Raw genomic sequence first — 12,275 nt, 5'->3', positions numbered from 1 at the left:
TATTGGAGTGGAAACTTACGGCGTTCTGACTCGGCGCCTGAACTTGGGGTAGTCCGGTAAGCCGACGAATAGGCGTTCAATTTCCGTTAATGTGCTGGTATGTTCGCGCAAGCCGCGCTGAAGTATCTTAAAAATACGCTGACCGTCAAGCTGACGATAGAGGCGCGTTAGGGTAAGTCCCGCCCCGTTCGAGCACGTGCAAGCTGACGCGCACCAGTGTGCCGGCGAGCGGCGGCGACTCCTGGTAGACGTTGTCGTCGATGGCGAGCTCGCCGCCGTGCATTGCCGCAATCTCGCGCACGATCGCGAGGCCGAGGCCGCTGCCGTCGCCCTCGCGGCCCAGAATTCGGTAAAAGCGCTCGACCACGCGCGAGCGCTCGCTGGCCGGAATGCCGAGCCCGGTGTCCTCGACTTCCAGATGCACGAGCCGCGCGGGGGCGTCGTGCCGCACGCGCACGGTGATGCGGCCGCCCGCCGGCGTATAGCGGATCGCGTTGTCGATCAGGTTCGACAGCATTTCACGCAACATCACCGGATTGCCGGCGACTTCGACGGGCTCGTCGGGCGCTTCGTAGCCGATGTCCATCTGCTTCGCGAGCGCGGCCGGCACCCATTCGCGCACCGCGCTGCGCGCGAGTTCGCCGAGTTCGACCGGCGCGAAGATCTGCCCCGATCGACGGTTCTCCGCGCGCGCCAGCGCGAGCAATTGCGTGACGAGCCGCGCGGCCTGCTCGGAGCTCGTCGCGATCTGTTCGAGCGAGCGACGAACCTCGGCCGACGCGTTCTGGCGCAGCGCGAGCTCGGCCTGGGTGCGCAGGCCGGCCAGCGGCGTTTTCATCTGATGCGCGGCGTCGGCGATGAAGCGCTTCTGTAGCTCCATGTTCTGTTCGAGGCGCGTGAGCAGATCGTTGAACGACGTGACGAGCGGCTCGATTTCCGGCGGCGCGCGGCGCGCTTCGAGCGGCGACAGATCGTCCGGCCGGCGCGCGCGGATATGCGCCTGCAGCGCATGCAGCGGCTCGAGCCCGCGCGACAGCCCGAACCACACGAGCAGGATCGCGAGCGGCAGGATCACGAACTGCGGCAGGATCACGCCCTTGATGATGTCGTTGGCGAGCTGGCTGCGCTTGTCGAGCGTTTCGGCGACCTGCACGAGCACGGCCTGCGCGCCCGGCGTCTGCGGAAACTCGACGGTCGTGTAGGCGACGCGAATGTCGTTGCCGCGCAGCACGTCGTCGCGGAATTCGACGAGGCCCGGTGGCGGGCGGTCCTCCTCGTGCGGCAGCGGCATGTCGCGCTCGCCGGCCACGAGCTCGCCGCGCGTGCCGAGCACCTGAAAGAAAACGCTGTCGACGTTGTCGGCACGCAGGAAATCGCGCGTCGATTCGGGCAGCGACAGCTCCGCGACGCCGTTGACCGGATGGATCTGGCGCGCGAGGACGTAGGCATCGGTTTCGAGCGCGCGGTCGAACGGCCCGTTCGCGATCGACTTCGCGACCAGATAGGTGACCGCCAGGCTCATCGGCCACAGCAGCAGCAGCGGCGCGAGCATCCAGTCGAGAATTTCGCCGAACAGCGAGCGCGGACGCGCTTCGGCGGCGGCTTCGGTTTCGTCGGGCGGGGCGAACGGATTGGCGTAGCGCGCGTCGCGCGCCTCGTCGAGGTCCGCCGCGTGCGCCGTGGCGCGATCAGCGCGTGCGGACATCGCTGGCCTCTATTTGTAGTGGTGGCTCGCCGGCATCGCGGCGGACGACGGCGAAATTGATGCTTGTGCCGCTTGCGGCTCGGAGCCGGCCGGGGCGGCGGGCGCGCTAGCATTTGCCGGCGGCGCCGCTTTTTCGAGACAGTAGCCAAGCCCGCGCACGGTGATGATGCGCACGCCGCTCGGTTCGATCTTCTTGCGCAGTCGGTGCACGTAGACTTCGATCGCGTTGTTGCTGACTTCCTCGCCCCATTCGCACAGATGGTCGACGAGTTGCTCTTTCGAGACCAGCCGGCCGATCCGTTGCAGCAGCACTTCGAGCAGCCCGAGCTCGCGCGCGGACAGATCGATCGCCTGGTCGTTGACGTAGGCGATGCGGCCCACCTGATCGAACGACAGCGAGCCATGCCGCACGACGGTCGGGCCGCCGCCCGCGCCGCGCCGTGTCAGCGCACGCACGCGCGCTTCGAGTTCGTTCAGCGCGAAGGGTTTGGCCATGTAATCGTCGGCGCCGAGGTCGAGGCCCTTGACGCGTTCGTCGACACTATCGGCGGCGGTCAGGATCAGCACGGGCAGGTTCGAATTGCGCGCGCGCAGGCGGCGCAGCACCTCGAGCCCGGACATGCGCGGCAGGCCCAGATCGAGGATCAATAGGTCGAACGTCTGCATTGACAACGCGGTATCGGCTTCCACGCCGCTTTTGACGTGATCGACCGCATAGGCCGATTGGCGGAGTGATCGAACCAGACCGTCCGCGAGTATGCTGTCATCTTCGGCAATCAGAATTCGCATGATGCGCCAGCCTGGCTTTGCCGGCACCGTAGGGTTGCCCCGGCGCGCGGCGGTCTCCGAACATTATTGTGGGTAGTTGGGGCGACGCGACAGTAAAAATGCGCGTTCGCATCACAATCGCGCTTGCCAAAACTACTGTTTTTTTATACAGTGTCTGCGTTTCGTGTGATGTCCTTGAGACTCCGCTCAATTCGAGTGGAACCACGGGCGCACACCTGCCTCAGACGCCGTTCATCATAGCAAAGGACGATTCATGGAAGAAAGCAAGAAAGGCTCGGCTGGACTGACTGCTGAAAAGAGCAAGGCTCTCGCCGCCGCGCTCGCGCAGATCGAAAAGCAGTTCGGCAAAGGGTCGGTCATGCGGCTCGGCGCAGGTGAGGCAGTCGAAGACATCCAGGTGGTCTCCACCGGATCGCTCGGCCTCGACATCGCACTGGGCGTCGGCGGTTTGCCGCGCGGCCGCGTGGTCGAAATCTACGGTCCGGAATCGTCCGGTAAAACCACGCTGACGCTGCAGGTCGTCGCCGAAATGCAGAAGCTCGGCGGCACCGCGGCGTTCATCGACGCGGAACACGCGCTGGACATTCAATACGCGGGCAAGCTCGGCGTGAACGTCGCCGACCTGCTGGTCTCGCAGCCGGACACTGGGGAACAGGCGCTCGAAATCGCCGACGCGCTGGTGCGCTCGGGCTCGATCGACATGATCGTGATCGACTCGGTCGCGGCGCTGGTGCCGAAGGCGGAAATCGAAGGCGAAATGGGCGACTCGCTGCCGGGTCTGCAGGCGCGTCTGATGTCGCAGGCGCTGCGCAAGCTGACCGGCACGATCAAGCGCACGAACTGCCTCGTGATCTTCATCAATCAGATCCGCATGAAGATCGGCGTGATGTTCGGCAACCCGGAAACCACCACGGGCGGCAATGCGCTGAAGTTCTACGCGTCGGTGCGTCTGGACATTCGCCGCATCGGTTCGATCAAGAAGAACGACGAAGTGATCGGCAACGAAACGCGCGTGAAGGTCGTCAAGAACAAGGTGGCGCCGCCGTTCCGCGAAGCGATTTTCGACATCCTGTACGGCGAAGGCATTTCGCGTCAGGGCGAAATCATCGACCTCGGCGTGCAGGCGAAGATCGTCGACAAGGCCGGCGCATGGTACAGCTACAGCGGCGAGCGCATCGGTCAGGGCAAGGACAACGCGCGTGAATTCCTGCGCGAAAACCCGGACATCGCTCGGGAAATCGAAAACCGTATCCGCGAATCGCTGGGCGTCACCGCGATGGCGAACGCCGTGACCGGCGCGGACGCTGAAGTCGCGGGCGAAGAAGAGTAAGCATCAAGTGATACGCAAAGGCCGGCCGCTGTCCGGTTCCGACTCCGGACGCTATCCGGACGGCCCGCGCGACGCGGCGGATGGATCGCCTGAGTCCGGCGATCCATTCGATCCGTTCGAATCGTTCGACGCACACGACCGCGCCGCTGCCCGCGGCCCGCAGCGTACGCGGTCTGCGCCCGCTGCAGCGTCGTCCAGCCGGGATTCCTCCGGACTCGATTCCCCAATCCCCTCCGAAGTCACCTACACCCGCTCGCGCCGCCAACCCGGCGAAGAGACACCGGGCCGGTCCGACGAAGACGACAGCAGAAAATCCCAACGCCCCGCCCGTTCGCTGAAAGCGCGCGCGCTCGGCTATCTGTCGCGCCGCGAATATAGCCGCGCCGAACTCGCCCGCAAGCTGAAGCCTTACGTCGAGGAAACCGATTCGCTCGACACGGTGCTCGACGCGCTGCAGGCCGAAAACTGGCTATCCGACTCGCGCTTCGCGGAAAGCCTGATCCATCGGCGCGCATCGCGGCTCGGCACGAGCCGCATTCTCGGCGAACTGAAGCAACACGCGCTCAACCCGGCGCTCGTCGAAGAGGCGAGCGCGCAATTGCGCGAAACCGAGCTCGCGCGCGCCCAGGCGGTCTGGCGCAAGAAGTTCGGCCAGTTGCCGCAAACGCCGGCCGAGCGCGCGAAGCAGGCGCGCTTTCTCGCGTCGCGCGGCTTCTCCGGCGCGACGATCGGCAAGATCCTGAAGGGTATCGACGACATCGGGGACGGCGACTAGCACGCCAGTCTCGACGGGTAGGGCGATTGCCGCGCCGTAACCTGGCGCCAGGCCGTGCGCAATCGGGGCTGTCCCAAATACCCGTTATGCTAAAATCCAACGGTTTTCCAATCCGGCCTTTCCTTCCCGCATGTCGCTCTCCCCGCCAGTGTCCCGTCAGTTGCGCCATCGTCGTGCAATCAGAGCGGAAGCTTACGAGCGAGTCGATGGCCTGTGGGATGTGGAAGCGTGCCTGACCGACGAAAAGCCACGCGATGTGGCGCTTGCGTCGGGTGTCCGGCCCAATGGTCAGCCGATCCATGAACTCTGGCTTCGCATCACCATCGATCGCAAGCTCAATGTCGTCCACGCCGAGGCGTCGTCCGACTGGGTGCCCTATCCAGGGTTGTGCCAGGCCAGCAATCCCGCCTACCGTGCCCTCATCGGGCTCAATCTGCTCCACAACTTCCGTCGCGATGCTGCCCGTTTGCTGGCCGGCACGGCCGGTTGCACGCATCTCACGGAGTTGTGCGCGATCTTGCCGACCGCCGCGATCCAGGCGTTCGCCGGCGACGTGTGGAACACCGATGACGGCACGCCGGGCGCGAACGCGGGTTCGGGAGACGAATCGTCTACCGGCACAGGCGAGCATTCCAACGACAAACCGCCATTCCAGCTGGGACGCTGCCACGCGCTGCGTTTCGACGGCGAGGCGGTGAAACAGTTTTATCCGCGCTGGTATGGCCACGCACCGCGTCCGGCGCAACGCGCGGCCTCGTCGGACGGCGCGGCGGCCAGCGAACGAAGCGGCGACGCGTCGGCCTGAACGGCGGCAACGGAATCGAAGTTCTATCCAACTCTCAGACTGAAGGGAATCACGCATGAAGATTCACGAGTACCAGGGTAAGGAAATCCTGCGGAAATTCGGCGTCGCGGTACCGCGCGGCAAGCCGGTCTTCTCGGTGGATGATGCGGTCAAGGCCGCGGAAGAGCTGGGCGGCCCGGTGTGGGTCGTCAAGGCTCAGATTCACGCGGGTGGCCGTGGCAAGGGCGGCGGCGTCAAGGTCGCCAAGTCGCTGGAACAGGTTCGCGAGTACTCGAACCAGATCCTCGGCATGCAGCTCGTCACGCACCAGACCGGTCCGGAAGGCCAGAAGGTGAACCGCCTGCTGATCGAAGAAGGCGCTGACATCAAGAAGGAACTGTATGTCGGTCTCGTGATCGATCGCGTTTCGCAGAAGATCGTCGTGATGGCGTCGAGCGAAGGCGGCATGGACGTCGAAGAAGTCGCGGAAAAGACGCCTGAGCTGATCCACAAGGTTGCCGTCGATCCGTCGACCGGCCTGAAGGACTCGGAAGCAGACGACCTCGCGAAGAAGATCGGCGTGCCCGACGCTTCGATCCCGCAAGCTCGCGCGATCCTGCAAGGTCTGTACAAGGCATTCTGGGAAACCGACGCATCGCTCGCCGAAATCAACCCGCTGATCCTGACCGGCGACGGCAAGGTCATCGCACTCGACGCGAAGTTCAACTTCGACTCGAACGCGCTGTTCCGCCACCCGGAAATCGTCGCGTACCGCGATCTGGACGAAGAAGATCCGGCTGAAATCGAAGCGTCGAAGTTCGACCTCGCGTACATCTCGCTCGACGGCAACATCGGCTGTCTGGTGAACGGCGCCGGCCTCGCAATGGCAACGATGGACACCATCAAGCTGTTCGGCGGCGAACCGGCGAACTTCCTCGACGTCGGCGGAGGAGCTACGACCGAGAAGGTCACCGAAGCGTTCAAGATCATGCTGAAGAACCCGAACCTGACCGCGATTCTGGTCAACATCTTCGGTGGCATCATGCGCTGCGACGTGATCGCGGAAGGCGTGATCGCGGCGTCGAAGGCGGTGTCGCTGAAGGTGCCGCTCGTGGTCCGCATGAAGGGCACGAACGAAGACCTGGGCAAGAAGATGCTCGCCGAATCCGGCCTGCCGATCATCTCGGCGGACAGCATGGAAGAGGCGGCTCAGAAGGTCGTCGCGGCTGCTTCGGGCAAGGCGTAAGCCAGCTGTCCACGGCGCATTTACCAGCTCATTTGCCAGGTTTACGAGTGGCGGCGCGCAAGCGACACAGGCGTGAAGCATCGCGCCGAGTGGCGCTACCGCGCGACGCCAAACGAACAGAGGTCAATACATGTCGATTCTGATCAACAAAGACACCAAGGTCATCACGCAGGGCATCACCGGCAAGACCGGTCAGTTCCACACGCGTGCTTGCCGTGAATACGCAAACGGCCGCGAAGCGTACGTCGCGGGCGTGAACCCGAAGAAGGCCGGCGAAGATTTCGAAGGCATCCCCATCTACGCGAGCGTCGCTGAAGCCAAGGCCGAAACGGGCGCGACCGTGTCGGTGATTTACGTTCCGCCGGCAGGCGCTGCCGCCGCAATCTGGGAAGCAGTCGAAGCCGATCTGGATCTCGCAATCTGTATCACGGAAGGCATTCCCGTCCGCGACATGATCGAGATCAAGGATCGTATGCGTCGCGAAAACCGCAAGACGCTGCTGCTCGGACCGAACTGCCCGGGCACGATCACGCCGGACGAGCTGAAGATCGGCATCATGCCGGGTCACATCCACCGCAAGGGCCGCATCGGCGTCGTGTCGCGTTCGGGCACGCTGACGTATGAAGCAGTCGGCCAGCTGACCGCGATCGGCCTTGGCCAGTCGTCGGCAGTCGGTATCGGCGGCGACCCTATCAACGGTCTGAAGCATATCGACGTGATGAAGATGTTCAACGACGATCCCGATACGGACGCCGTCATCATGATCGGCGAAATCGGCGGTCCGGACGAGGCGAACGCCGCGCACTGGATCAAGGACAACATGAAGAAGCCGGTGGTTGGCTTCATCGCTGGCGTCACGGCGCCTCCGGGCAAGCGCATGGGCCACGCCGGCGCGCTGATCTCGGGCGGTGCGGACACCGCCGAAGCGAAGCTGGAAATCATGGACGCGTGCGGTATCAAGGTCACGAAGAACCCGTCGGAAATGGCGCGTCTTCTGAAGGCGATGCTGTAAATCGAATTCGCGTGCCGTTGGCGCGCGATTTTGATACGCTTACGAACTCCTTTCGTGAGCGGGCGGTCCCGAAAAGCGGGGGAGTGCAGACTCCTCCGTTTTTTTTCGTCCGCGCTTGCGCCGCGGTTCTGCCCGCGCGGTCGATCTTTCTTATGCTTCTTTCCATGCTCGAATTTTTCACGACCCTCCATTGGGGCTCGGTATTTCAGATCATCGTCATCGACGTTCTGCTCGGCGGCGATAACGCGGTCGTCATTGCGCTCGCCTGCCGCAACCTGCCGCAGTCGCAGCGCATGCGTGGGATCGTGTGGGGGACCGCCGGCGCGATCGCGCTGCGCGTCGTGCTGATCGCGTTCGCGGTCGTGCTGCTCGACGTGCCGTTCCTGAAGTTCGCGGGCGGCTTGCTGCTGCTGTGGATCGGCGTGCGCCTGCTCGCGCCGGCGCACGACGCTCACGACAACGTGAAGCCGGCCGACAAGCTGATCTCGGCGGTGAAGACGATCATCATCGCGGATGCGGTGATGAGCGTCGACAACGTGATCGCGATCGCGGGCGTGGCCGAAGCCGCGGAGCACGAGCACCGGTTGGCTTTGGTGATCTTTGGCCTCGTCGTGAGCATTCCGCTGATCGTGTGGGGCAGCCAGCTGATTCTGAAGCTGCTCGATCGCTTTCCGGGCATCGTACTGTTCGGCGCGGGCCTGCTCGGCTGGATCGCGGGTGGTCTGATGGTCAACGACCCGGCCGGCGACCGCTGGCCGATCCTCGACACGCCAGTCGCCGAATACGGGATGAGCATCGCGGGCGCGCTGTTCGTCGTGATCGTCGGTTATCTGTTGAAGCGCCGTAACGCGAAACGCGCGGCGGTGTGAGCATGGCGTTGACGCTGCATCGCAGCCTGCTTCGTGATGCCGTCCGAATGCAAGCCTGGCCATCCGGCTGACTGTGACGCGCGAGCTTCGCTCGCTACGATTGAAACGCCTGTTCCCGATCCACGGGCCAGGCGTTTCTCGTATCAGGAGTCTGCCGATGATCGTTACCCTGCCATATTCCCCATACTCTCAATCGACGCAATCCCCGCGTAGGTCGCGCCGCGCACGCTGGCGCGCGAGCTGGTTCCCCCGCATCTGCCGCCGCTGCGGCGTCGGCTTCACGCTGATCGAGTTGATGATCGTGCTCGCGATCGTCGGCGTGATCGCGGCCTACGCGATTCCCGCGTATCAGGACTATCTGGCGCGCAGCCGGGTCGGCGAGGGTTTGTCGCTCGCGGCGTCGGCGCGGCTTGCGGTCGCCGAAAACGCCGCGAGCGGCAACGCGTTCAGCGGCGGTTATGCGTCGCCCCCCGCCACGCGCAACGTCGAGTCCATCCAGATCGACGACGACACTGGTCAGATCACGATCACGTACTCGACGCGTGTCGCGCAGGCCGGCGCAAACACCATGACGCTGGTGCCGTCGGTCCCGGACAACGTCGATGCGCCGAGCGCGCGCGTCGCGTTGAGCAAGGACGCGGTGCAGACCGGCGCGCTGACGTGGGAATGCTTTGCGAGCGGCAAGAGCGCGTCGTCGTTGCCGGCGCCGGGTTCGGGGCCGATGCCAAGCGAAGCGCCGACGCTCGCCGCGAATCTGGCGCCGCCCGAATGCCGTTCATAAGGGGCAAATGAGTAAGTGAACGAGACAGGCAGCCGAGCGCTGACTGGATGAGTCGAAGCCACAACGTAAAGGGCTGATTTTCAGCCTATTTCGGCCGGACCGGCGCACAGTGCAACGAAATTTTTGTATAGTGCGCCGGTTGCTGATGCCCACCGTTGATTCGATGCCCACCCCTTTCGCACGCTACCTGTCTCTCGTACTGCTGGCTCTTGCGTTGATCCTGCCCTACGCGGTTGCCAACCATACGTATCCGATCCCAACCTTTTACGCCGAATTCACCACGCTCGCGCTGTTTCTGCTGACCGGTGCGGCCGTCGTGCTGCTGGTCGCGACCACCCGGCCGCGCGTGAACTTCGCGTCGCCCACGGTCGCGCTCGTGCCTTTGCTGTTCGGCCTCGTGCTGGTCGTGCAGACGCTGGTTCTGCCGGTCGCAGAGCCATCGATGAACTGGCTCGGCGCGGGCTTCCTGCTCGCTGCGTGGATGGCCGTGCACATGGGCTATGGCTTTACGCGCGTGAAGCTCGACGAGACCGCGTTGCGCTGGGCGGCGGGGGCGTTGATCGTCGGCGGTCTGTTCGCGGTGTTCAGTCAGGTGATCCAGCTGTTTCACCTCGAGACGCGCGTGGCTCCGCTCGTCGTCGCGTACAACATGACCGTCGAGCGCCGGCCGTTCGGCAACATGGCGCAGGCGAACCACCTCGCGACGTATATCGCGTTCGCGATGGCGGGCGCGCTGTACCTCGTGCAGACGCGCCGCATCGCGGTGCCCATCTGGCTGCTCGTGTCGACGATTTTCTCGGTCGGCCTCGCGCTGACCGTGTCGCGGGGTCCGTGGCTGCAGATGGGCGTGATCGTCGTGGCGGGCTTCTGGATGGCCTTCGCGCAGACGCGCAACGAACCGAATCTGCGCCGCAGCAACCGTGAATGGCTGGTGCCGATCGCGCTCGCGGTGCTGTTCTTCGTGGTCAATGCGTTGATCCGCTGGGCCAACGTGCGCTTTCACCTCGAACTCGGGCAGTCGGCGGCCGAGCGCTTCCAGGATGCCGGCCAGATCGCGCCGCGCCTCGCGCTGTTGAAATACGGCTGGACGATGTTCAAGCAGCATCCGCTGCTCGGCGTCGGCTGGGGCGAATTTCCGAGCCATCAATTCGAGCTCGTCAAGCAGCTTGGCGGCGTCGAAATCGCCAACAACTCGCACGACATTTTCGTCGACCTGCTCGCGAAAACCGGTCTGATCGGTCTCGCGATCGTGCTGGTGGGTCTCGTCGCGTGGCTCGTGCGCGTCGTGCGTGCGCCGCAAAGCGCCGCGCGCGTGTTCGGCATCGCGCTGATCGGCGTGCTGACGATGCATGCGCTCGTCGAGTATCCGCAGCAGTACATGTTCTTCCTGTTGCCCGCGATGTTCGTGTTCGGCCTGCTCGAAACGCGGCCGTTGCGCGCGGTGCCGGCGAATCTGTCGCTCGGCGCGTTCGCGGTGGTGGTGTTCGGCGGACTCGCCGCGCTGTATCCGGTGTATCGCGACTATGCGCGTGCCGAAGTGCTCTACTACGGCGCGCGTCCGGCCGAGCAGTACAGCGCCGATCCGTCGTTCATGTTCGGCGCGTGGGGCGAATACGGTCTCGCGACGCTGCAGCCGATGAATCCGCTGAACCTGCAGCGCAAGCTCGCGATGCACAAGCAGGCGATCGCGCTGTTGCCGGGCGAGACGGTGCTGCGTCGCTACGCGGTGCTGCAGGCGCTGACCGGCGATACCGCGGCGGCGCTCGATACGGTCGAACGCTTGCGGATCTTCGCCGAGGAATTGAAAGACTGGCCGGCGCAGCTCGGCTATCTCTACCAGCTCGTCAACGAGCAGAAGTCGCTCGCGGGCTTCAAGGAGCAGTTGGTGAAGCGCTACGGCAGACCGGCGGCCGATGCGACGCCGGATGACGACAGCGACGAAGATTGATCGTGCCGCGTAGGCTTGGGCATGCTCGCGTCAAGGTGCTTGCGCGCGTCAACTTCAAAGCTCGGAATACTTCGCGGCCGTGCCTTTCGCCTTGTCGATGGGGTAGCGCGCTTCGTTCAGCTTCAGTTTTTCCGCTGCCGCGTCGACGAGGTCGAAGCCTGCGGTATGGGCAACCAGCAGCAGGTACATGAACACGTCGGCGCACTCGTGCCTGAGGTTCGTCGATTGCGCGGGATCACCGAGCAGCGCGTCGATCTGCGCATCGGTCTTCCACTGAATCGTCTCCAGCAGCTCGCCGGCTTCGATGCCGGTGGAGACGATCAGGTTGCGCAGCGTGTGAAACTGCCGCCAGTCGCGCGCGTCGCGAAACGCCAGTAGCTGCTCGAGCAGTTCGTCGATGGTCATGTTGCTATCCGGATAGTTGTCGAACCGCGCGTCAAGCTTGCGCCACCCAATCCCCCGATTTCCCGCCATGCTTTTCCATCACCTTCACATCGGTGATGGTCATGCCGCGATCCACCGCCTTGCACATGTCGTACACGGTCAGCAGCCCGATCTGCACGGCGGTAAGCGCCTCCATTTCGACGCCCGTGCGTCCAAACGTCTCGACCTGGACCGTGCAATGCACGCCGGGCATCTGCTCGTCGAGTTCGAAATCGGCCTTCACGCGTGTCAGCGCGAGCGGATGACACAGCGGAATCAGATCGGCGGTGCGCTTCGAGGCCTGGATCGCCGCGATCCGCGCGATGCCGATCACGTCGCCCTTTTTGGCGTTGCCGTCGCGGATCAGCGCGAACGTGTCGGGCAGCATGCGGATCGAGCCACGCGCGATCGCGATGCGCCGGGTCTCCTGCTTGCCGCCGACGTCCACCATATGCGCGTCACCGGCCGCATCGAAATGAGTGAGTTCAGGCATGGTTGACTCCTTCAGAGGGCGCCTATCATAGCAGTGCGGCGCGGCCTCGAATCGTCGCGGCGACTGATTCCGCTTGCGCTGTGTCGTGCTCTGAGTTTTGCCTCGTACGCGTCCTGCGAC

12 protein-coding genes are annotated in these 12,275 nt (G+C 64.3%); 8 read left to right on the top strand and 4 right to left on the bottom strand.

Annotated elements, in window-relative coordinates; all coding sequences use genetic code 11:
- Window positions 1-145: 145 nt before the first annotated feature.
- Together HDG39_RS14035 and HDG39_RS14030 are read right to left on the bottom strand one after the other, a co-directional pair.
- Window positions 146-1,705, bottom strand: coding sequence for a sensor histidine kinase (locus HDG39_RS14035; RefSeq protein WP_184006476.1), 1,560 nt, complete (start codon window positions 1,703-1,705; stop codon window positions 146-148).
- 9 nt (window positions 1,706-1,714) lie between these two features.
- Window positions 1,715-2,494 (bottom strand): response regulator transcription factor, encoded by a 780-nt coding sequence (locus HDG39_RS14030; protein WP_184006475.1) that lies wholly within the window; start codon window positions 2,492-2,494, stop codon window positions 1,715-1,717.
- A 253-nt stretch (window positions 2,495-2,747) separates the two neighbouring features.
- On the opposite strand from HDG39_RS14030, the gene recA reads away from it, so the two are divergent.
- The 8 genes from recA to HDG39_RS13990 all read left to right on the top strand — a co-directional run bounded on the left by recA (window position 2,748) and on the right by HDG39_RS13990 (window position 11,239).
- Window positions 2,748-3,824 (top strand): recombinase RecA, encoded by a 1,077-nt coding sequence (gene recA / locus HDG39_RS14025; protein ID WP_018421721.1) that lies wholly within the window; start codon window positions 2,748-2,750, stop codon window positions 3,822-3,824.
- Window positions 3,825-3,831: 7 nt separating this feature from the next.
- Complete coding sequence (gene recX, locus HDG39_RS14020; RefSeq protein WP_184006474.1) at window positions 3,832-4,599, top strand: recombination regulator RecX; 768 nt, start codon at window positions 3,832-3,834, stop codon at window positions 4,597-4,599.
- Between the two features lie 130 nt (window positions 4,600-4,729).
- Window positions 4,730-5,404 carry a DUF2889 domain-containing protein gene (locus HDG39_RS14015; RefSeq protein WP_184006473.1) on the top strand — a complete coding sequence of 225 codons (675 nt, stop codon included), beginning with the start codon at window positions 4,730-4,732 and terminating at the stop codon, window positions 5,402-5,404.
- Window positions 5,405-5,459: 55 nt separating this feature from the next.
- Window positions 5,460-6,629: an ADP-forming succinate--CoA ligase subunit beta gene (gene sucC / locus HDG39_RS14010; protein ID WP_013090442.1), complete on the top strand. Its 1,170-nt coding sequence runs from the start codon at window positions 5,460-5,462 to the stop codon at window positions 6,627-6,629.
- A gap of 130 nt (window positions 6,630-6,759) precedes the next feature.
- Window positions 6,760-7,641, top strand: coding sequence for a succinate--CoA ligase subunit alpha (sucD, locus tag HDG39_RS14005; RefSeq protein WP_018421718.1), 882 nt, complete (start codon window positions 6,760-6,762; stop codon window positions 7,639-7,641).
- Window positions 7,642-7,805: 164 nt separating this feature from the next.
- The gene (locus HDG39_RS14000; protein WP_184006616.1) at window positions 7,806-8,510 is read left to right on the top strand and encodes a TerC family protein; all 705 of its coding nucleotides are present in this window, start codon (window positions 7,806-7,808) and stop codon (window positions 8,508-8,510) included.
- Between the two features lie 157 nt (window positions 8,511-8,667).
- On the top strand, window positions 8,668-9,291 hold the full coding sequence (locus HDG39_RS13995) for a pilin (RefSeq protein WP_184006472.1): 624 nt from the start codon (window positions 8,668-8,670) through the stop codon (window positions 9,289-9,291).
- 163 nt (window positions 9,292-9,454) lie between these two features.
- The gene (locus HDG39_RS13990) at window positions 9,455-11,239 is read left to right on the top strand and encodes a PglL family O-oligosaccharyltransferase (protein ID WP_184006471.1); all 1,785 of its coding nucleotides are present in this window, start codon (window positions 9,455-9,457) and stop codon (window positions 11,237-11,239) included.
- Window positions 11,240-11,293: 54 nt separating this feature from the next.
- On the opposite strand, the gene HDG39_RS13985 is transcribed toward HDG39_RS13990, so the two are convergent.
- Complete coding sequence (locus tag HDG39_RS13985) at window positions 11,294-11,644, bottom strand: nucleotide pyrophosphohydrolase (protein WP_090805453.1); 351 nt, start codon at window positions 11,642-11,644, stop codon at window positions 11,294-11,296.
- A 31-nt stretch (window positions 11,645-11,675) separates the two neighbouring features.
- The gene (moaC, locus tag HDG39_RS13980) at window positions 11,676-12,155 is read right to left on the bottom strand and encodes a cyclic pyranopterin monophosphate synthase MoaC (RefSeq protein WP_018421713.1); all 480 of its coding nucleotides are present in this window, start codon (window positions 12,153-12,155) and stop codon (window positions 11,676-11,678) included.
- Window positions 12,156-12,275 lie beyond the last annotated feature (120 nt).

The organism is Paraburkholderia lebeckiae, from assembly GCF_014201005.1.
GTDB classification, from domain to species: domain Bacteria; phylum Pseudomonadota; class Gammaproteobacteria; order Burkholderiales; family Burkholderiaceae; genus Paraburkholderia; species Paraburkholderia tuberum.
Note: the sequence above shows the minus strand (reverse complement) of the source record. Positions and strands in the feature narration are given on the sequence as shown.

Bases quoted from the DNA above. Each gene is read 5' to 3' on its own strand.
- HDG39_RS13985 (WP_090805453.1), bottom strand. From the start codon at position 11,644: ATGACCATCGACGAACTGCTCGAGCAGCTACTGGCGTTTCGCGACGCG.
- HDG39_RS14000 (WP_184006616.1), top strand. From the start codon at position 7,806: ATGCTCGAATTTTTCACGACCCTCCATTGGGGCTCGGTATTTCAGATC.
- HDG39_RS14015 (WP_184006473.1), top strand. From the start codon at position 4,730: ATGTCGCTCTCCCCGCCAGTGTCCCGTCAGTTGCGCCATCGTCGTGCA.
- sucD (WP_018421718.1), top strand. From the start codon at position 6,760: ATGTCGATTCTGATCAACAAAGACACCAAGGTCATCACGCAGGGCATC.
- recA (WP_018421721.1), top strand. From the start codon at position 2,748: ATGGAAGAAAGCAAGAAAGGCTCGGCTGGACTGACTGCTGAAAAGAGC.
- HDG39_RS13995 (WP_184006472.1), top strand. From the start codon at position 8,668: ATGATCGTTACCCTGCCATATTCCCCATACTCTCAATCGACGCAATCC.
- HDG39_RS14030 (WP_184006475.1), bottom strand. From the start codon at position 2,494: ATGCGAATTCTGATTGCCGAAGATGACAGCATACTCGCGGACGGTCTG.
- HDG39_RS14035 (WP_184006476.1), bottom strand. From the start codon at position 1,705: ATGTCCGCACGCGCTGATCGCGCCACGGCGCACGCGGCGGACCTCGAC.
- moaC (WP_018421713.1), bottom strand. From the start codon at position 12,155: ATGCCTGAACTCACTCATTTCGATGCGGCCGGTGACGCGCATATGGTG.
- HDG39_RS13990 (WP_184006471.1), top strand. From the start codon at position 9,455: ATGCCCACCCCTTTCGCACGCTACCTGTCTCTCGTACTGCTGGCTCTT.
- sucC (WP_013090442.1), top strand. From the start codon at position 5,460: ATGAAGATTCACGAGTACCAGGGTAAGGAAATCCTGCGGAAATTCGGC.